Here is an 18,417-nt window from a genome sequence, read left to right as displayed (position 1 = left end):
CGTGCGCCCGCGAGCGAGGCCGCCCTAGAATCGGTTCGTCACTGCGCGGGCCGACCTCCGAGAGTTGGAGGACGGATCTTCCCGGTCGACGGGCTGGACTCACTGGACCGACGAAAGAAGACGAACATGGCTGTGATCTCCCGCGGTTTCGGCGCTCGGCGCAGAGAGTCCGACGAACGGCTCCCTCCGGGGCAGTACCTGACCGAGGACTTCCCCGTGCTCTCCGCCGGCCCCACGCCGCGGGTCTCCACCGACACGTGGGAGTTCGCGATCGTCGGCCTCGACGGCATCCGCCGCACCTGGTCGTGGGATCAGCTGCACGAGCTCCCGGTCGACGAGGTCACCACCGACATCCACTGCGTGACCCGCTGGTCGAAACTCGGCACGCGGTGGCGCGGAGTCTCGCTCGATCATCTGCTGGCGGATGCCGGCGACGGCGCGTTCACGCGGGTGTTCTCCTACGGCGGGTACACCACCAACGTCCCGCGGGCAGACCTGTCAGGCGGGAAGGCGTGGATCGCGTTCGAGTTCGAGGGCGAGCCCCTCGCCGCCGAACACGGTGGTCCCGCACGCCTGCTGGTTCCGCACCTCTATTTCTGGAAGTCGGCGAAGTGGGTGCATGGACTCGAGATGCTCGCGCAGGACGAACCCGGCTTCTGGGAGCAGAACGGCTACAACATGTACGGAGATCCCTGGAAAGAGGAGCGGTACTGGTGACGACCTCGTCACCGTGGCTCGTCGCCCGAGTCGTCGAGACCCGACCGGCGACCCCCCACGGCAGAGTGCTCCGCCTGCGCGTCGAGGGCTGGCCGGGAAACCTGGCGGGGCAGCACGTCGACGTCCGACTCACCGCCGAAGACGGCTATCAGGCCGTCCGTTCGTACTCGCTCGCCTCATCCGGAGAATCCGACCTCCTCGAACTCGCCGTCGACGAGCTCCCCGACGGTGAGGTCTCGCCCTATCTTGTCGAAGACGTGCTCCCCGGCGACGAACTCGAGGTCCGCGGACCCATCGGCGCCTACTTCGTGTGGACCCCCGACCGTGCGGAGCCCGTGCAGCTCATCGCAGGCGGATCGGGGATCGTCCCACTCGTCGCGATGGCACGGGTTCACGCCCTCACAGGCAGCAGTGCTCCGATGCGGATGCTGTACTCGGTGCGCTCGCAGGATGACGCCTTCTACGCCGACGAACTCACCGGGTTCGAGGGTGATGCGTTCGTCCTCGACTGGGCCTACACGCGCTCGACGCCTCCCGGGTTCATCCGGCCGGCCGGCCGTGTGGATGNGGCGACGATCGCCGCATCCACGATTCCCCCGACGGAGCAGCCGTCGGTCTACGTGTGCGGACCGACGGGCTTCGTCGAGGCCGTCGCAGACCTGCTCGTGGCGGCGGGACACTCCCCCGACCGCATCCGCACAGAACGCTTCGGAGGTGCCTGATGAACACCACCCACCCGGGTCATCACCACAGAGTCGACGGCAATGCCGCCGGAGGACTCCTGCTCGAGATCTTCGGCCGGGAGATGACGACCGCACGAGCGACGTGCCGGCACTGCGCACAGGAGGCCGCACTGGCCGATGCCGTCGCCGAGGTCGACGACGCCGGAGTGATCCTGCTCTGCCGCGGCTGCGATCACACCCTGCTGACGTACCTGCGCTCGGAAAGGGAGCGGACACTCACGATCGGCGGACTCGCCGGGCTGCGGTGGCCTCAGGGTGCAGATGACTTCACGGTGGGCCCTGCCGGGATCGAACCGACGACATCCACGGTGTAAACGTGGCGCTCTACCAGCTGAGCTAAAGGCCCTGGTGACCCCCAGTCTACAGATGACCCGGTGCGCGCTGATGCCGTGGAAGGGGGATAGGGTGAGGGAGGCACGCGTTGTGCACAGCCGACAAGGCTGCCCGCGTCGCTTCCCGTTTCAATGGCATGACCTGCCAGCTTGACGAAAGGCTCCCCCGTGACTGTGCACGACCAGGATCCGTACTCCCAGGGCCCCCTCGACAGCGATCCGGAAGAGACGGGCGAGTGGCAGCAGTCGCTCGACGAGCTCGTCGACGCCAAGGGCCACGGTCGTGGCCGCGAGATCATGCTCAGCCTGCTGAAGCGCTCGAAGGAGCTGCACCTGGGCGTGCCGATGGTCCCGACCACCGACTACATCAACACGATCGCCGCGGAGAACGAGCCTGAGTTCCCCGGTGACGAAGAGATCGAGCGTCGCTACCGCGCCTGGATCCGCTGGAACGCGGCCATCACGGTGCACCGCGCGCAGCGCCCCGGCATCGGCGTCGGCGGACACATCTCGACGTACGCATCCTCCGCAGCCCTGTACGAGGTCGGCTTCAACCACTTCTTCAAGGGCGCCGACAACGCCGGCGGCGGAGACCAGATCTTCATCCAGGGCCACGCCTCCCCCGGCACCTACGCTCGTTCCTTCCTCGAAGGACGCCTGAGCGAGGACCAGCTCGACGGGTTCCGTCAGGAGAAGTCGCACGCACCGTACGGCATCCCCTCCTACCCGCACCCGCGTCTGATGCCGGAGTACTGGCAGTTCCCGACCGTCTCGATGGGTCTCGGTCCGATCAACGCCATCTACCAGGCGATGTCGAACAAGTACCTCGAGAACCGTGGCATCAAGGACACGTCGCAGTCTCACGTCTGGGCCTTCCTCGGCGACGGCGAGATGGACGAGGTCGAGAGCCGCGGTCAGCTGCAGGTCGCGGCGAACGAAGGACTCGACAATCTCACCTTCATCGTCAACTGCAACCTGCAGCGCCTCGACGGTCCCGTGCGCGGAAACGGCAAGATCGTCCAGGAGCTCGAGTCGTTCTTCCGCGGAGCCGGCTGGAACGTCATCAAGGTCGTGTGGGGTCGCGAATGGGACGACCTGCTCGCCCGCGACACCGAGGGCGCACTGCTCAACCTGATGAACGTCACCCCCGACGGTGACTACCAGACGTACAAGGCCGAGTCCGGCGCGTACGTCCGCGAGCACTTCTTCGGCCGCGACGAGCGCACGGCCGCCCTCGTCAAGGACTACTCCGACGACGACATCTGGAACCTCAAGCGCGGTGGCCACGACTACCGCAAGGTCTACGCCGCGTTCAAGGCCGCGACCGAGCACAAGGGCAAGCCCACCGTCATCCTCGCGAAGACCGTCAAGGGCTACGGCCTGGGTCCGCACTTCGAGGGCCGCAACGCGACCCACCAGATGAAGAAGATGACGCTGGACAACCTGAAGACGTTCCGCGACGCCATGCACATCCCGATCACGGATGCGCAGCTCGAGGAGAACCCGTACCTGCCCCCGTACTACAACCCCGGGGCCCAGGACGAGACGATCCAGTACATGCTCGAGCGCCGCCAGGCACTCGGCGGTTTCCTGCCCGAGCGCCGCTCGACGCACGTCGGCCTGTCGCTTCCCGACGACTCGGCGTACGCCCTTCCCAAGAAGGGCTCCGGCACGCAGGAGATCGCCACGACCATGGCGTTCGTCCGTCTGTTGAAGGACCTGCTGCGTTCGAAGGACTTCGGCCACCGCATCGTCCCGATCATCCCCGACGAGGCGCGCACGTTCGGCATGGACGCCTACTTCCCGTCGGCGAAGATCTACAACCCCAACGGCCAGCACTACACGTCGGTCGACCGTGAGCTCCTCCTCGCCTACAAGGAGAGCCCGCAGGGTCAGATCGTGCACGTCGGCATCAACGAGGCGGGCGCCCTGGCCGCGTTCACCGCGGCCGGCACGTCCTACGCCACGCACGGCGAGCCGCTGATCCCGATCTACCTCTTCTACTCGATGTTCGGATTCCAGCGCACCGGCGACGCCCAGTGGGCCGCCGGCGACCAGATGGCCCGAGGCTTCATCATGGGCGCCACCGCCGGTCGTACCACCCTCACGGGTGAGGGCCTGCAGCACGCCGACGGTCACTCGCACCTGCTCGCCGCCACCAACCCGGCGACGATCTCGTACGACCCGGCATACGGCTACGAGATCGCGCACATCATGCGTTCGGGTCTCGAGCGCATGTACGGCGGAAACCACGAAGACCCGAACGTCATGTACTACATCACGCTCTACAACGAGCCGATGGTGATGCCGGCCGAGCCGGAGAACGTCGACGTCGACGGCATCGTGCGCGGTATCCACCGTGTCTCGGTCGGCGAGGGCGAGGGACCCCGTGCCCAGCTCTTCGCATCGGGTGTCGGACTCCCCTGGGCCCTCGAGGCGCAGCAGCTGCTGAAGAACGACTGGGGCGTGATCGCCGACGTCTGGTCGGTCACCTCCTGGACCGAGCTGCGCCGCGACGGCCTCGCCGCCGACGAGCACAACTTCCTGCACCCCGAAGAGGAGCCCCGCACCGCGTACCTCACGCAGAAGCTGCAGGGCGCCGAGGGTCCGGTCGTCGCGGTCAGCGACTTCATGCACGCCGTGCAGGACCAGATCCGTCCCTGGGTTCCGCAGCGTTTCGCGACGCTCGGTGCCGACGGCTTCGGATTCTCCGACACCCGTGCAGCCGCCCGTCGTTTCTTCAAGATCGACGGTCCGTCGATCGTCGTCCGCACGCTGCAGTCGCTCGCCGAAGACGGGGTCGTCGACCGTTCTCTCGCCGCGCAGGCCATCCAGAAGTACAGCCTGCACGACGTGAACGCCGGCACCAGCGGCAACGCGGGCGGCGAAAGCTGAGCCATCGGTGACAGGTTCCTCTTCGCGCGGCATGGACAAGTCCGCCACGCTCACCTGGCTGCGCCGGATCTCCGGTGACATCGCCTCGGTGACGATCAAGCGCCTCGAGGACACCCTGCCGTGGTACGCCGACATGCCACCAGCCCGCCGCTCTGCGGTCGGGCTGGTGGCCCAGGCAGGCATCACCTCCTTCATCCAGTGGTATGAGGATCCGACCTCGACCCCCTGGATCGCCGCCGACATCTTCGCGGCCGCTCCGCGCGAGCTTCTGCGCAGCGTCAGCCTGCAGCAGACGCTGCAGCTCATCCGCGTCACCGTCGAGGTGACGGAAGAGCGTGTGGCCGGTCGTGGCGAGGACCTCCGCGAGGCGATCCTGCTGTATTCGCGCGACGTGGCCTTCGCCGCTGCCGACGTGTACGCCCGTGCCGCCGAGGCCCGTGGCCTGTGGGATGCGCGCCTCGAAGCACTCGTGGTCGACTCGATCCTCACCGGTGAAGCAGACGAGGAGCTCCCGAGCCGTATCGCCGCGCTCGGCTGGCACGGCCACGGCGAAGTCGCTGTTCTGGTCGGCACGACTCCCCCGCAGTTCGACGTCGATCTGGTGCGCCGCACCGCCCGCAAGCTCGCGGTCGATGTGCTCATCGGTGTGCAGGGCTCGCGCCTCGTGCTCGTCATCGGTCGTGCGCGCATCGCGGGTCAGGAACCCGTCGAGGGCGAGGAGGAAGAACTCGGCTTCGAAGAGATCGCGTCCAGGCTCGAGCCCTCCTTCGGTCCCGGCTACGTCGTGCTCGGCCCGGCGGTCGCCGCCCTCGTCGATGCCAGCCAGAGCGCGCGAGCGGCTCTCGCCGGCTTCGCCGTCGCGCGCGCCTGGCGCAGCGCCCCTCGGCCCGTCGATGCCGACGATCTTCTGCCCGAACGCGCCCTCGCGGGCGATCCGCTCGCCAAGCAGACCCTGATCGAGCGCATCTACCGCCCCCTGCAGGCGCACTCCACCGACCTCGTGACCACGCTCTGGAGCTATCTCGACAACGGTCGATCTCTCGAGGCGACGGCGCGCGAGCTGTTCGTGCACCCCAATACCGTCCGATACCGCCTGAAGCGCGTCAGCGAGGTCATCGGCTGGGATGCAACCGGACCCCGCGAGGCCCTCATCCTTCAGACCGCGCTCATCCTCGGATCCATCGGCGCGGCGGAGCAGGTCCGCCGTCGTCCGCCGCTGCGACGCCAATCCCGCTGAACGACGCGCAGAACACCGATCTGCTGTACGCCACACACAAGGGATCTTCGGAATCTTGTGATGGATCATCCACCGCTTCCGCCAGATCGTTGGCAGACTGGGGATGTGATTGTCGTCGTATGCCCAGGACAGGGCTCGCAGACCCCCGGTTTCCTCTCTCCCTGGCTCGAGCTGGACGGCGTGGCCGAGAACCTCGCCGCGTACTCCGAGGCCGCTGAGGTCGATCTCCAGCAGCACGGCACGGTGTCGGATGCCGGCACCATCCGTGACACGCGCATCGCGCAGCCGCTGATCGTCGCAGCCTCGCTGATCGCGGCGAACGCCCTCACGGCGCGTGCAGGTCGCCGCGCAGATGGTGTCGCCGGCCACTCGGTCGGAGAGATCGCCGCACTCGTCGGCAGCGGTGTGATCGACGCCGAGACCGGAATGCGCCTGGTCGGCATCCGAGGTCGCGCCATGGCGGATGCCGCAGCACAGACCCCCACCGGCATGAGCGCGGTGCTCGGCGGCGACGAGGAGACGATCCTCACGCGGCTCACCGAGCTCGGCCTCTCCCCCGCCAACTACAACGGCGGCGGACAGCTCGTCGTGGCCGGCGAGCTCGCAGGACTCGAGGCTCTCTCGTCCGAGCCGGTCAAGGGCACCCGCGTCATCCCACTCCAGGTGGCCGGTGCGTTCCACACCTCGTACATGGAGTCGGCCGTCTCCGCCCTGCGTGACGCCGTCTCGACCGTGACTCCGGCAGACCCCGACATCACCCTGTGGACCAACCGCGACGGCTCCGTCGTCACCGATGGGTCGCAGGCACTGAGCTACCTGGTCGACCAGGTCTCCTCGCCCGTGCGCTGGGACCTGTGCATGGCGTCCTTCGCCGACCAGGGCATCACCGGCCTGATCGAGCTCGCCCCCGCCGGCGCGCTCACCGGTCTCGCCAAGCGCGGTCTGCGCGGCGTGCCGACGGTCGCCGTGAAGACCCCCGATGACCTCGATGCGGCCGTCGCGCTGCTGAACGGAGAAGCCGCATGAGCCCCACCCTGAACCAGGTCACCGGTCCTGCGTACACACGGATCTACTCCTACGGCGCGGCCCGTGGCGAGAACGCGGTGCCGAACGACGACCTCATCGGCCCGATCGACTCCAGCGACGAGTGGATCCGCCAGCGCACCGGCATCGTGACCCGCGTGCGCGCCGACAAGGGCACGGATGCGATCGATCTCGCGACCGTCGCGGCCGCCGAGGCGATCGAGAAGTCCGGCATCCCGGCCGACCAGGTCGATCTCGTCATCGTCGCCACCATCAGCAACCCCAAGCAGTCGCCCTCGGTCTCCGCGATCGTCGCCGACCGCGTGGGCGCGAACCCCGCCGCTGCGTACGACATCAACGCCGCCTGCGCCGGATACGCGTATGCCGTCACCCAGGCCGACGCCCTGATCAGGTCCGGCGCGGCACGCTACGCCCTCGTGATCGGCACCGAGAAGCTCTCGGACATCGTCGACCCGGCCGACCGCAGCATCTCGTTCCTGCTCGGTGACGGCGCGGGTGCCGCGCTCATCGGCCCGAGCGACACGCCGGGCATCGCCCCTGCGGTGTGGGGTTCCGACGGCTCGAAGGCAGACGCCGTCGGCATGAACGGCACTCTCACGGAGTTCCGCGACGGCGAAGTGCCGTGGCCGACCCTGCGCCAGGAGGGCCAGACGGTCTTCCGCTGGGCGGTGTGGGAGATGGCGAAGGTCGCTCGCGAAGCTCTCGACCGGGCCGGCGTCGAGCCGACCGACATCGCCGCGTTCATCCCGCACCAGGCGAACATGCGCATCATCGACGAGTTCGCCAAGCAGCTCAAGCTGCCGGAATCCACGGTGATCGCGCGTGACATCGAGACCACAGGCAACACCTCGGCCGCCTCGATCCCCCTCGCGAGTCACCGACTCATGGCCGAGCACCCGGAGCTCTCGGGCGGTCTCGCGCTGCAGATCGGCTTCGGCGCGGGCCTCGTGTTCGCCGCTCAGGTCGTCGTCCTCCCCTGAGAACGCGCCGACCTTCCCTAGACTGTTCCACGGTTCCGATACACAACCCGTAAGAAAGAGGAAGACCACATGGCTTTCACCAACGATGAGGTCCTCGCAGGCCTCGCAGAGCTGATCACCGACGAGACCGGCATCAACGCCTCCGAGGTCGCCCTCGAGAAGTCGTTCACCGACGACCTCGACATCGACTCGATCTCGATGATGACCATCGTCGTCAACGCCGAGGAGAAGTTCGGCGTCACCATCCCCGACGACGAGGTCAAGAACCTTAAGACCGTCGGAGACGCCGTCAACTTCATCGTCGCCGGCCAGGAGTAATCCACGCAGGATGCCACCCCCGCGCCTGCGGGGCGTGGCATCCTCCGCCTTGCCCGCCTTCTGCTCGACCCGCCTGACAAGGAACCACACATGACCAAGCGCATCGTCGTCACCGGCATCGGCGCCACGTCCGCCATCGGCGGGACAGCTCCCGAGAACTGGACCAACCTGCTCGCAGGACAGTCCGGAACCCGCCCCCTCGAACACGACTGGGTTCAGCAGTACGAGCTGCCCGTCACCTTCGCCGCAGAGGCGATCGTCCGCCCCGAAGACGTCCTGCCCCGCCACGAGGCGAAGCGGCTCGACCCCTCCTCCCAGTTCGCGCTCATCGCGGCTCGTGAGGCCTGGGCGGATGCAGGATCCCCCGAGGTCGCCCCCGAGCGCCTCGGTGTCGACTTCGCCACCGGCATCGGCGGCCTCTGGACCCTCCTCGACGCGTGGGACACCCTGCGCGAAAAGGGGCCCCGCCGTGTGATGCCCCTCACCGTCCCGATGCTGATGCCGAACGCCGCAGCGGGCAACCTGTCGCTGCAGTTCCAGGCACGCGCCTACGCCCAGACGGTCGTGAGTGCGTGCGCCTCCAGCACCGAGTCGATCATCCACGCGTTCCATCACCTGCAGGACGGTCTCGCCGATGTCGTGATCGCCGGTGGAACCGAGTCGGCCATCCACCCGATCACGATGGCGTCCTTCGCCTCGGCGCAGGCGCTGTCGCGCCGCAACGACGATCCCGCCACCGCATCCCGCCCCGGCGCGATCGACCGCGACGGCTTCGTCATGGGAGAGGGCGCCGCAGCGCTGATCCTCGAGACCGAGGAGCACGCCGAGGCTCGCGGAGCCAAGATCTACGGCTACGTCCTCGGCGGCGGAGTGACCGCTGACGCGTACCACATCACGGGCAACGACCCCGAGGGGAACGGCGCAGCACGTGCGGTCACCCAGGCTCTCGAAGAGGCCGGCATCACCGCCGATCAGGTCGCCCACATCAACGCGCACGCGACGTCGACCCCGGTCGGTGACCCCAACGAGTACGTCGCGCTCAAGAAGGTCTTCGGCGACCGGATCGACGAGATCCCGGTCTCGGCGACGAAGGCGTCGACCGGTCACCTGCTGGGTGGCACCGGAGCACTCGAGGCGATCTTCTCTCTGCTCGCGCTCCGCGACCGCGTGGCGCCGCCGACGATCAACATGACGGAGCCCGACCCGGCCGTGCCGTTCAAGCTCTCGGGCGAGGCGCAGCCTCTCGGCGACGGTCAGCTGTACGCGATCAGCAACTCGTTCGGCTTCGGTGGCCACAACGCCGTCGCGGTCTTCGCGAGCGCCGACTGACCCTCAGACACGCACGAGAACGGCCCCCGGGTGATCCCGGGGGCCGTTCTCGTCTTCCGCCATCTCGGGGCTATGCCCGGGCGAGCTGCCGCGAACGAGCCGCGCGCAGACGGGTGGTCCAGGGCAGGAACCAGCCGACCAGCGGTCCGACCCCGAAGGCGAAGAGCACCGTTCCCACGCCGACCGGCCCTCCGAGAAGGAAGCCGATCAGCAGCACGCTGCCCTCGATGAGGGTGCGCACGAGCCACACGGGCCGGCCCGTGCGCGCGACGAGTCCCGTCATCAGCCCGTCTCGCGGTCCTGGACCGAAGTCCGCGGCGATGTACAGACCGGTCGCGAATGCGAGGAGCAGCAGGCCCGCCACGAACATGGGGGCGCCCACCCAGATCGACGGCGGTGCGGGGATCACGAAGAGGGCCACGTCGGCGCTCGGTCCCACGAGCAGGGCATTCAGCAGAGTGCCGAGGCCGACACGCTGACGGAGCGGGATCCACAGCACCAGCACGAGCACCGACACGAGGACGGTGACGAATCCGTAACCGATCCCCGCCTGTCCGGCGATACCGAGAGCGAGCACGTCCCAGGGGGCGACGCCGATTCCACCGCGCACCATCAGGCCGAGGGCGACGCCATAGAGGAACAGACCCACGAGCAGCTGGACGATGCGCTCGACGACGTCGCGCCGGCTCGTGGCGGCGATGGGCAGGAAGACCGAACGCAGGTGCATTGTTCCATCGTGGCCCCGGTGGACGACGGGACGTCGAGGCCAGTCTGTGAAAAGTGGCCTGCCGTAACCAGTCCACTTTGCGGCATGCTGGGGAGATGACCTCCCGACTCGTCGAGCAACTCGGCACCCAGAGCGTCGCCGGGGCGACCGCTGCGTCGCTCGCGGAGCAGATCCGTGCCCTGATCCTCGACGGCCGATTGACCGTCGGAGAGCGGCTGCCCAGTGAGCGGGCGCTCGCGCTCGAGTTGCGCCGTTCACGCTCGACCACGACCCGCGTGTACGGCCTCCTCGAAGACGACGGATACGTGTCCCGGCTGCACGGCGGCAGCACCCGAGTCGCCCTTCCGCACTCCCCACCCGCCGCCACGAACACGGACGACGACGAGGCCATCGACCTCTCCATCGCCTCGATGGATTCGACGCCCGGGCTGTACGACGCCACGGTGCGGTCGCTCCCCCGGCTCGCCGCGCTCCGGGGGACGAGCGGCTATTCGCTGCGCGGACTCCCCGAACTGCGCGAAGCGGTCGCGCGCCGCTTCACCGAACGCGGCGTCGAGACGGACGCCGACGAGATCATCATCACGTCCGGCGCGCTCAATGCCTTCCACCTCGTCCTCGCCACGATCGGCCGGCGGGGAGAACGGGCACTGGTCGAGCAGCCGACCTTCCCGCACGCGCTCGAAGCCCTGCACCGGCACGGATACCGGCTTCTCCCCACCCCGGTGGATGTCACAGGCTGGGACGAGCGTCACCTCAGCGACACGCTTCTGCGCAGCCGCCCGCACGTCGCGTACCTCATCCCGGATTTCCACAACCCGACCGGAGCGACGCTGAGCGATGCCGAGCGATCCCGCATCGCGACGACGGCGAGGAACTCGGGCACGCACGTGGTCGTCGACGAGACCACCGCCGAGCTCGACATCGATCGCGGCTGGTCGCCGCTCCCGATGGCCGCTTTCAGTCCGCAGATCATCACCGTGGGCTCGATGTCCAAGATCGCCTGGGGCGGCTTGCGCATCGGTTGGATCCGCGCGGAGCGCTCACTCATCGCCCGACTGCTCGCGACCCGACCCTCGTTCGAGCTGGGCACGGCTCTGCTCGAGCAGTGCATCGCCGTCGAGCTCCTGCAGGACATGCCGGCACTCACCGCGCACGTCACGGCGCGCCTGCGAGCCGGCCGCGAGGCGGTCGCCACCGGCCTCGCATCCATCGGCGGCCTCTCCATGCCGCCGACGAGCGGTGGCCTCTCCGCCTGGCTCGACCTGGGCGCTCCGATCTCGACGTCGCTCTCGCTCGCGTCGCGCGACCATCAGCTGATCCTTCCGCCGGGCCCGCGGTTCACCACCGGAGGAGTCCTCGAGCGCCGCCTGCGCATCCCCATTACTCTTCCTCCCGAGCGGATGGCCGACGCGATGGGACGCCTGCAGCTCGCCTGGGATGACGTCATGGCCGGCGGAGCGTCCGCACCCCGGGAGATGCCGCGCTCAGCCGTCATCTGAATGCAGACGAGGACCCCGCCCCTGGATCAGGGGCGGGGTCCTCGTCATGTGGAACAGGGATTCGCATTCTCAGCGTCCGGGATCACTCACCGGCATCCGATACTCACGCCTTCCGGTTCCAGGTCTGTGCGCCGTGGCCGACTAGCCCACCTTGTGCAGCCAGACGACGCGGGCATCGTCACTCGCGTGGCGGAACGGCTCGAGCTCTTCGTCCCAGGCCGAGCCGAGAGCGATGTCGAGTTCGCGCTGCAGCTCCGTGGCACTGCCGGCCGCGATCTCCATCGCGTAGCGGATGCGGTCCTCGCCGATCACGATGTTGCCGGCGGCATCGGTCTGCGCGTAGTGGATGCCGAGGTCGGGGGTGTGCAGCCAACGGCCGCCATCGCTCCGCGGAGTCGGATCCTCCGTGACCTCGAAGCGGAGATGCTCCCAGCCGCGGATAGCCGTGGCGAGAGCAGCACCGGTTCCGACGGGGCCGTCCCAGTAGAACTCCGCACGGCGAGCACCGTCGAGCACCGGCTGGTCGCTCCAGTCGAAGTTCACCGCACGACCGATGGCGCGTCCTACCGCCCATTCCAGGTGCGGGCAGAGCGCGCGAGGTGCAGAGTGGATGAACACCACTCCGCGTGCGTAAGCCGTCGCCATGATCTCTCCGTTTCATCAGGTGCGTCTTCCCCAACGACCTGAAACAACGAGAACTGGCGTGAATATGCGGTTATGGGGCTATTCTCGCCCAGACCAGGCGAAATCACAAGCATGTGATTCGACGACGAAGGCCCCGGTCACGAGGACCGGGGCCTTCGGACCGTCACCGGTCCTGATTCGGAGGAGGCTCAGGCCTCGCTCATCGCCTGCTTGACCTGCTGGCCCTTGGCGGCGTAGTACGCGGCACGGGCGGCGTCACGACGAGCCTGCTCGGCGTAGCCGGCCTCGAGCACGTCCTGCGGGACGTCGACGTTCGGCACATCCTGCGTGCCGTTGTACTTCTCGATGTAGGCGTCGAGCTCGGGGCCCGACGTCCACGACGTGATGAGGCAGTAGCGCGGCTCGGAGCCGACGTGCGTCGCGGCGTGCCACAGACGCTGCGTGTCGACGATCAGCTGCGCGCCGGCCGGCAGCGCGATGCGGTACTCGATGCTCGGGTCGGTGCGGTTCTCGCGCAGGACGAAGAAGCTGTCCTTGTCATCGCTGAGGTTGAAGAAGCCGCGCACGACCCAGCCGGTGCCGTCGGGGTTCAGACGGTTGTTGTCGTCCTGGTGGAGGTTGTAGAGGCACTCGCCGTACGGCGTCGGCTGCAGCTCGATCACACGGCAGCGACCGACGTTGGCACCCGGCTCCTGCGCGCGACGCGTCAGGTTCGGCGCCTTGGCGGTCTGCGAGTCGATCCAGACGCCGTCCTTGTCGGTGCGCGGCGGCTTGTGGTTCCAGAAGCCGTTGCACTCGATCTCGCCCTTGGCACTGGCGAGCGGCGCGAAGCGGGTGTCACCCGACGACTTCCAGTCGTTGTACTCGATGTCGAGCCACTCCTTGGGGTCGAGCTCCTGGTCGTAGCTGTCGAGAACGACGAAGCCCTTGTCTTCGAGCGCCTTTGACTTGATGTATCCCATGATCTGAACCAGATCCTTTCATCGGGGGCCAGCACGTTTTAACAGGCCCTGATAAGGCAAGCCTAACAGTGCGCCTCTGACGCGCCGCCGAGGGCCGCCGTGAATAACCGAATAGACTGAATCGGGCGCCTGGCGACTCCTCGGCGCCGGGCGTTACGGGAGGACGAGACACCAGCATGAGCACTGCGACCAACGTCGAGGCGACAGCTGTCAACACGATCGAGTGGCTCGCAGAGGACTCCACCACCATCGTCGTGCCGGTGTACCAGCGTCAGTACCGATGGGACATCGGCGGATGCGAGCAGCTGCTCTCCGACGTACGAGCCGTGGCCCGCGAAGACGAGTCCCACCGCCATTTCATCGGGTCGATCCTGTCGGCCTCCGACGACTCGGATGCCGACACGGAGCTCGTCCTGATCGACGGGCAGCAGCGCATCACCACGCTCATGCTGCTCGTCGCGGCTCTGCGGCACGCGCTGCAGGACTCCTCCCCCGAGTTGGCCGCCGAGCTCGACCGTGTTCTCGTGCGTCCGGACGACCCCACCCGCACCAAGCTGCGCCCGCATGACGCCTGGGCCGAGCTCTACGAGTCGGTTGTGCTCGAACGCGGCGATCACGCGGACCGTGAGTCGCGCTTCGACGACAACTACGCGTTCTTCCGCAGCCAGGTGCACGTCGACGAGGTGCCCTCGATCTGGCGCGGACTGCAGAGGCTCGAGCACGTGTCGATCACGCTCGCCACAGAGGCGAATGCGCAGCAGATCTTCGAGAGCCTGAACTCCACCGGTGAACCGCTGCGTGATCACGAGCTCATCCACAACTACATCCTGATGGGCCTCACCCACGCCGAGCAGCTCGATGTCGAGACCCGGTTCTGGCTGCCGATCGAACGCCACACCGGAGAGACGATCGGTGCATTCTGGCGGCACTACCTCGTGATGACCACAGGACGAGAGGTCGCCGCGAACGGCGAGCACGGCGTCTACAGCGCCTTCCGGCGCTCCTTCCCCCGTGTCGACCTCGATCATCTGCAGGCGGATGCGGAGGTCTGGCGCCACTACGCCGAGATCTACGGCATCCTGCTCGACCCCACGCTCGAGAACGACTCCGAGATCGCGCGGCAGCTGCGGTTCGTGAACACCTTCGGGCGCGCGTCGTACCCCCTGGTGCTGAGCGTCTACAGCGATCACTCGCGAGGGCTCATCGGACGCGATGAGCTCCTGGAGACGCTCGAATGGATCCAGACGATGTATCTGCGCCGCACCCTCGTGAATCTTCCGAATGAGCGTCTCGTCGCCCGTCTCTGCCGCGCGCGGCGGGGCGGAAGGGATGCGCTGGCCCGCGCATTCGCTCGGATCACCCCCTCGGACGAGCGCGTGAGCGCCGTCCTGAAGTACAGCGAGCTCCCGCATCCTGCGTACGTGCTCGGACGTCTGGAGGGGGTCGACGACGCCGACGACTTCGACGTCGAGCACATCGTGCCGACCGTGCCCAGCGACAGCTGGTCGGGAGACGGCGTACGCCCGTGGATCGACTACTCCGACGACGAGCGCAACGCGCATCGCGCTCTCGCACCGACACTCGGAAACCTCACGCTCCTCGAGCAGCACCTCGCAGAGCGCGTGTTCGGCGAGTCGTTCGCAGCCAAGCGCGATTCCGCCTATGCGCGGAGTTCCGTCGCCGAGACGAAGGCGCTCGAAGCGACCGACACGTGGGGCACCGCCGCCATCTCGGAACGCACCATCCGCCTCACCGCAGAGCTGCTGCGCATCTGGGCGAGGCCCGCTCTGCCCGAGATCGATGACGACGGGCTGACCCCCATCCTCGACGCGGTGCGTCGCCGTGGCTGGCCCGCCGGGTGGGAGCGCGAGTTCGAGTACGTCGAATACCGGGGCGAGCGCTGGGAGGTCTTCGACGTCCGGTACCTGTTCAACCGGGTCTTCCGCCGCGCCTGGACCGACACACGCGATGCGGCTGTGACCTACTGCGCCACCCACGGCGGACCGATCTACGACGACATGGCCTGGAAGGGCCAATGGGACCAGCTCGACGAGTCGCACCACCTGTACATGGGATGGGACTCGAACTACATGATGAATGCGGTGCAGGGCGTGCTCCAGGAGGCCGGCATCGCCTCCGAGGTGTTCGTCAAGTACTCCTACATCGGGAATGTGATGTGACATGACGACCACCATCCGCCGCCTGCTCGACCTCACTGTCGAGGAGCACACGCTCACCGTCCCGCTCGTGTGGGGCGACCCGGCCGACACCCGCACGATCGACGTCTTCGCCCGCGTGGTCACCCGCGAGGGAGGCGAAAGGCTCCCCTACCTGGTCTTCCTGCAGGGGGGACCCGGTCACGAAGCACCCCGTCCGTTCCACTCGTCGACGTCGCCCGCCTGGCTCGACGAGGCGCTCGCGCACTACCGGGTCGTGATGCTCGACCAGCGAGGCACCGGACTCTCGACGCCGGTCGGCGACGCCGACCTCGAGCGCGGATCGGCCGCGGTCGCGGAGCACCTCACGCACCTGCGCGCGGACTCGATCGTCCGCGACTGCGAGGCGATGCGCGAACACCTCGGCGCCGAGACGTGGAGCGTGCTCGGCCAGTCGTTCGGGGGGTTCACGACCCTCGCCTACCTGTCGACCGACGCCGACTCGCTGGCCGACGTGTTCATCACCGGCGGGCTCAGCACCGTGAGCCGCCACCCGGACGAGGTCTACGCGCTCTGCTACGACAAGATGCGCGTGGCCTCCGAGCAGTACTACCGTCGGTTCCCCGAGCACAGGGATGCCATGCGCCGCCTCGTCGATCGAGCCGCGGCAGGCGACATCGTCCTGCCCGACGGCGAGATCGTCTCACCGTCGAGGCTGCGCTCCGTGGGTTCCGCGCTCGGCACGGACGACGGGTGGCAGACCGTCTGGTCGCTGCTCGAGCGCGATCCCGCGTCCAACGCCTTCCGTCACGATCTGATGCACGCGATGCCGTACCGCGGCCGCAACCCGCTCTACTTCGCGTTCCATGAATCGAGCTATGCGAGCGGTCATGCCACACGATGGTCGGCGGAGCGCACCGAGCCCCAGGACTTCCGCGACGACGTGACCCTGTTCACGGGCGAGCACATCCGCCGAGACTGGACCGAGACGGTGCCGGCATTCCAGCCGTGGCGCGACGTCACGCTCGCGCTGGCGGAGTTCGAATGGCCGCGCATCTACGACGAGGTCGCCATCGCGACGTCCGGTGCGACGGGTGCGGCGGCGGTGTACGTGAACGACGTGTACGTGCCGATGGAGTTCTCTCTCGAGACCGCTCGTCTGCTGCCCGGCGTCACGCTCTGGGTGACCAGCGAGCACGAGCACAACGGCGTGCGCTCCGGCCCCGTGCTGACCCGCCTCTTCGATCTCGCCCACGGTCGCCGCGTCCGTTGAGAATCCCCCTGCAGGCTGATGCCTCCACGTCCGGAGCCGCATAGCCTGATTCCATGGCCGACACACTCGGGATGCTCCTGACGATCGCGATCCTCCTCATCGTCGTGACCGCGATCGTCGTGGTGATCGTGGCGGCGTACGCCAGGGTGCCCCTCGAGAAGAAGTACGAGAGTGCCGGTGGCGGACTCGGAGGGTCGTTCGAGGCGGTCTGGATGCCGTCGGCCCACGAGGCCGGCATCGAGCGCGACCGCCAGACCAAGCGCACGGCCCCCGCGCCCTCTCCCGGCGACCAGCCCAGCCGGATCGACGCGGAACGCATCGTCATCGATCTCTGAGGACCGCTCGCCTCCGGGTGAACACGAAGAAGGCCCCGGTTCCGAGGAACCGGGGCCTTCTGACGCGGTGGTCGTTACTTGGACGAGCCGCCGAAGCCCTTGAAGCGCTGGTTGAACTTCTCGACGCGACCGGCCGAGTCCATGATGCGCTGCTTACCCGTGTAGAACGGGTGCGATGCCGACGAGATCTCGACGTCGATGACGGGGTACTCGACGCCGTCGAGCTCGATGGTCTTGTCGCCCGTGACGGTCGAACGGGTGAGGAACGTCTCTCCCGAACCGAGGTCGCGGAACACGACAGCCTTGTACTCGGGGTGAATGTCAGTCTTCATGGGATTCCTTAGTTGCTGCCCTGGATTGTGCCAGGGACGAGGGAAGTCTGCGGTGCAGAGAGCACCAAGGATCGATTCTATCAGATCGCGATCAGGATGCCGCGCGCGCGGCGTAGCGACCGTCTTCGCTGCTGAGCACGATCGGCATGCCGAACGTCTCGGTCAGCGTCTCGGCGGTCAGGGTCTCGGCGACCGGCCCCGCGGCGACGATGCGCCCCTCGCGCATGAGCAGCACATGCGTGAAGCCGACCGGGATCTCCTCGACGTGATGCGTGACCATCAGCATCGCGGGCGTCGTCGGCGACGACGCGTAGCCGCTGAGCAGGGCGAGCAACTCTTCACGCGACCCGAGATCGAGCGACGCCGTCGGCTCGTCGAGGAGGAGCAGCTCGGGGTCGGTCATCACGGCGCGAGCGATCTGGACGCGCTTCTGCTCGCCGTCGCTCAGCGTTCCGAACGTGCGCTCGGCGAGGTGCTCGAGGCGCCAGTCACCGAGCACGCGCAGCGCGCGACGCTCATCGATGTCCTCGTAGTTCTCGTTCCATCGGCCGAGCACCGAGTATGCGGCGGTGAGGACGGTGTTCAGCACCGTCTCGTCACGCGGCACGCGCTTCGCCATCGCCGAGGACGCGAAGCCGATGCGCGGCCGCACCTCGAACACGTCTGTGCGGCCCAGGGTCTCCCCCAGCACCGTCACCGTTCCGGAGGTCGGGTGCATGAGTGTGTCGGCCAACTGCAGCAGGGTCGTCTTTCCCGCGCCGTTCGGGCCCAGGATCACCCATCGCTGATCGTCGTCGACCTGCCAGGTCACGTGATCGATGATGTTGCGGCCCTCGCGGCGCACGACGACGTCGGTGAATTCCAGAGCGCTCGACATGCTCCCAGCCTATCGG

At 67.8% G+C, this 18,417-nt stretch carries 18 protein-coding genes and 1 tRNA gene; 13 read left to right on the top strand and 6 right to left on the bottom strand.

The annotated features are described in order from the left end of the window. Positions 1 to 126: 126 nt before the first annotated feature. The 3 genes from ACTJKH_RS14285 (at position 127) to ACTJKH_RS14275 (ending at position 1,774) form a co-directional block, all read left to right on the top strand. Positions 127 to 717: a sulfite oxidase-like oxidoreductase gene (locus tag ACTJKH_RS14285; RefSeq protein WP_440737471.1), complete on the top strand. Its 591-nt coding sequence runs from the start codon at positions 127 to 129 to the stop codon at positions 715 to 717. After that, the gene (locus ACTJKH_RS14280; RefSeq protein ID WP_440737470.1) at positions 612 to 1,439 is read left to right on the top strand and encodes a ferredoxin reductase; all 828 of its coding nucleotides are present in this window, start codon (positions 612 to 614) and stop codon (positions 1,437 to 1,439) included. The genes ACTJKH_RS14285 and ACTJKH_RS14280 overlap by 106 nt, the downstream gene beginning before the upstream one ends. Beyond that, positions 1,439 to 1,774, top strand: a complete 336-nt coding sequence (locus ACTJKH_RS14275) for a DUF6510 family protein (RefSeq protein WP_440737550.1) — start codon at positions 1,439 to 1,441, stop codon at positions 1,772 to 1,774. Before ACTJKH_RS14280 ends, ACTJKH_RS14275 begins: the two co-directional genes overlap by 1 nt. Here the strand turns inward: ACTJKH_RS14275 and ACTJKH_RS14270 are convergent. Beyond that, a tRNA-Val gene (locus ACTJKH_RS14270) sits at positions 1,734 to 1,806 on the bottom strand. The two genes, ACTJKH_RS14275 and ACTJKH_RS14270, sit on opposite strands and share 41 nt — an antisense overlap. Positions 1,807 to 1,960: 154 nt before the next feature. Between ACTJKH_RS14270 and aceE the strand changes: the two genes are divergently transcribed. The 6 genes from aceE (at position 1,961) to ACTJKH_RS14240 (ending at position 9,595) form a co-directional block, all read left to right on the top strand. Further along, positions 1,961 to 4,687 (top strand): pyruvate dehydrogenase (acetyl-transferring), homodimeric type, encoded by a 2,727-nt coding sequence (aceE, locus tag ACTJKH_RS14265; protein ID WP_440737469.1) that lies wholly within the window; start codon positions 1,961 to 1,963, stop codon positions 4,685 to 4,687. A gap of 31 nt (positions 4,688 to 4,718) precedes the next feature. Then, positions 4,719 to 5,924 carry a PucR family transcriptional regulator gene (locus ACTJKH_RS14260; protein WP_259162679.1) on the top strand — a complete coding sequence of 402 codons (1,206 nt, stop codon included), beginning with the start codon at positions 4,719 to 4,721 and terminating at the stop codon, positions 5,922 to 5,924. A 105-nt stretch (positions 5,925 to 6,029) separates the two neighbouring features. Beyond that, a complete protein-coding gene (locus ACTJKH_RS14255; protein ID WP_440737468.1) occupies positions 6,030 to 6,950 on the top strand; it encodes an ACP S-malonyltransferase in 921 nt (306 codons plus the stop codon). Continuing rightward, positions 6,947 to 7,948 (top strand): beta-ketoacyl-ACP synthase III, encoded by a 1,002-nt coding sequence (locus tag ACTJKH_RS14250; protein ID WP_440737467.1) that lies wholly within the window; start codon positions 6,947 to 6,949, stop codon positions 7,946 to 7,948. Before ACTJKH_RS14255 ends, ACTJKH_RS14250 begins: the two co-directional genes overlap by 4 nt. Before the next feature lie 69 nt (positions 7,949 to 8,017). After that, on the top strand, positions 8,018 to 8,266 hold the full coding sequence (locus ACTJKH_RS14245) for an acyl carrier protein (protein ID WP_017202249.1): 249 nt from the start codon (positions 8,018 to 8,020) through the stop codon (positions 8,264 to 8,266). 90 nt (positions 8,267 to 8,356) lie between these two features. Then, positions 8,357 to 9,595: a beta-ketoacyl-[acyl-carrier-protein] synthase family protein gene (locus ACTJKH_RS14240; RefSeq protein ID WP_440737466.1), complete on the top strand. Its 1,239-nt coding sequence runs from the start codon at positions 8,357 to 8,359 to the stop codon at positions 9,593 to 9,595. Between the two features lie 70 nt (positions 9,596 to 9,665). On the opposite strand, the gene yczE is transcribed toward ACTJKH_RS14240, so the two are convergent. Beyond that, positions 9,666 to 10,322 (bottom strand): membrane protein YczE, encoded by a 657-nt coding sequence (gene yczE / locus ACTJKH_RS14235; RefSeq protein WP_210098152.1) that lies wholly within the window; start codon positions 10,320 to 10,322, stop codon positions 9,666 to 9,668. A gap of 95 nt (positions 10,323 to 10,417) precedes the next feature. On the opposite strand from yczE, the gene yczR reads away from it, so the two are divergent. Next, complete coding sequence (gene yczR, locus ACTJKH_RS14230; RefSeq protein ID WP_440737465.1) at positions 10,418 to 11,821, top strand: MocR-like transcription factor YczR; 1,404 nt, start codon at positions 10,418 to 10,420, stop codon at positions 11,819 to 11,821. A 141-nt stretch (positions 11,822 to 11,962) separates the two neighbouring features. Here yczR and ACTJKH_RS14225 read toward each other — a convergent pair whose 3' ends face one another. Beyond that, positions 11,963 to 12,466 (bottom strand): DUF3145 domain-containing protein, encoded by a 504-nt coding sequence (locus ACTJKH_RS14225; RefSeq protein WP_053096393.1) that lies wholly within the window; start codon positions 12,464 to 12,466, stop codon positions 11,963 to 11,965. A gap of 188 nt (positions 12,467 to 12,654) precedes the next feature. Then, positions 12,655 to 13,428 (bottom strand): hypothetical protein, encoded by a 774-nt coding sequence (locus tag ACTJKH_RS14220; protein ID WP_440737464.1) that lies wholly within the window; start codon positions 13,426 to 13,428, stop codon positions 12,655 to 12,657. Positions 13,429 to 13,604: 176 nt separating this feature from the next. On the opposite strand from ACTJKH_RS14220, the gene ACTJKH_RS14215 reads away from it, so the two are divergent. From ACTJKH_RS14215 to ACTJKH_RS14205, 3 genes are read left to right on the top strand one after another with little or no spacing between them, the layout of a single operon-like run. Continuing rightward, entirely contained in the window at positions 13,605 to 15,608 is a 2,004-nt protein-coding gene (locus ACTJKH_RS14215) for a DUF262 domain-containing protein (RefSeq protein WP_440737463.1), read from the top strand. Between the two features lies 1 nt (position 15,609). Further along, entirely contained in the window at positions 15,610 to 16,857 is a 1,248-nt protein-coding gene (locus ACTJKH_RS14210; RefSeq protein ID WP_440737462.1) for an alpha/beta fold hydrolase, read from the top strand. A 53-nt stretch (positions 16,858 to 16,910) separates the two neighbouring features. Further along, positions 16,911 to 17,192 carry a hypothetical protein gene (locus ACTJKH_RS14205; protein WP_440737461.1) on the top strand — a complete coding sequence of 94 codons (282 nt, stop codon included), beginning with the start codon at positions 16,911 to 16,913 and terminating at the stop codon, positions 17,190 to 17,192. A gap of 74 nt (positions 17,193 to 17,266) precedes the next feature. On the opposite strand, the gene ACTJKH_RS14200 is transcribed toward ACTJKH_RS14205, so the two are convergent. Together ACTJKH_RS14200 and ACTJKH_RS14195 are read right to left on the bottom strand one after the other, a co-directional pair. Further along, positions 17,267 to 17,524, bottom strand: a complete 258-nt coding sequence (locus ACTJKH_RS14200; RefSeq protein WP_028501712.1) for a type B 50S ribosomal protein L31 — start codon at positions 17,522 to 17,524, stop codon at positions 17,267 to 17,269. 91 nt (positions 17,525 to 17,615) lie between these two features. Next, entirely contained in the window at positions 17,616 to 18,401 is a 786-nt protein-coding gene (locus tag ACTJKH_RS14195) for an ABC transporter ATP-binding protein (RefSeq protein WP_440737460.1), read from the bottom strand. Between the last annotated feature and the right edge of the window lie 16 nt (positions 18,402 to 18,417).

The organism is Microbacterium sp. 22215 (genome assembly GCF_052045655.1).
Lineage (GTDB): Bacteria > Actinomycetota > Actinomycetes > Actinomycetales > Microbacteriaceae > Microbacterium > Microbacterium phyllosphaerae.
The sequence above is the reverse complement of the archived record's forward strand: the minus strand, read 5'-3'. Positions and strand labels throughout refer to the sequence as shown.

Bases quoted from the DNA above. Each gene is read 5' to 3' on its own strand.
- ACTJKH_RS14285 (WP_440737471.1), top strand. From the start codon at position 127: ATGGCTGTGATCTCCCGCGGTTTCGGCGCTCGGCGCAGAGAGTCCGAC.
- ACTJKH_RS14275 (WP_440737550.1), top strand. From the start codon at position 1,439: ATGAACACCACCCACCCGGGTCATCACCACAGAGTCGACGGCAATGCC.
- ACTJKH_RS14260 (WP_259162679.1), top strand. From the start codon at position 4,719: ATGGACAAGTCCGCCACGCTCACCTGGCTGCGCCGGATCTCCGGTGAC.
- ACTJKH_RS14250 (WP_440737467.1), top strand. From the start codon at position 6,947: ATGAGCCCCACCCTGAACCAGGTCACCGGTCCTGCGTACACACGGATC.
- ACTJKH_RS14245 (WP_017202249.1), top strand. From the start codon at position 8,018: ATGGCTTTCACCAACGATGAGGTCCTCGCAGGCCTCGCAGAGCTGATC.
- ACTJKH_RS14240 (WP_440737466.1), top strand. From the start codon at position 8,357: ATGACCAAGCGCATCGTCGTCACCGGCATCGGCGCCACGTCCGCCATC.
- yczE (WP_210098152.1), bottom strand. From the start codon at position 10,322: ATGCACCTGCGTTCGGTCTTCCTGCCCATCGCCGCCACGAGCCGGCGC.
- yczR (WP_440737465.1), top strand. From the start codon at position 10,418: ATGACCTCCCGACTCGTCGAGCAACTCGGCACCCAGAGCGTCGCCGGG.
- ACTJKH_RS14225 (WP_053096393.1), bottom strand. From the start codon at position 12,466: ATGGCGACGGCTTACGCACGCGGAGTGGTGTTCATCCACTCTGCACCT.
- ACTJKH_RS14220 (WP_440737464.1), bottom strand. From the start codon at position 13,428: ATGGGATACATCAAGTCAAAGGCGCTCGAAGACAAGGGCTTCGTCGTT.
- ACTJKH_RS14215 (WP_440737463.1), top strand. From the start codon at position 13,605: ATGAGCACTGCGACCAACGTCGAGGCGACAGCTGTCAACACGATCGAG.
- ACTJKH_RS14210 (WP_440737462.1), top strand. From the start codon at position 15,610: ATGACGACCACCATCCGCCGCCTGCTCGACCTCACTGTCGAGGAGCAC.
- ACTJKH_RS14205 (WP_440737461.1), top strand. From the start codon at position 16,911: ATGGCCGACACACTCGGGATGCTCCTGACGATCGCGATCCTCCTCATC.
- ACTJKH_RS14200 (WP_028501712.1), bottom strand. From the start codon at position 17,524: ATGAAGACTGACATTCACCCCGAGTACAAGGCTGTCGTGTTCCGCGAC.
- ACTJKH_RS14195 (WP_440737460.1), bottom strand. From the start codon at position 18,401: ATGTCGAGCGCTCTGGAATTCACCGACGTCGTCGTGCGCCGCGAGGGC.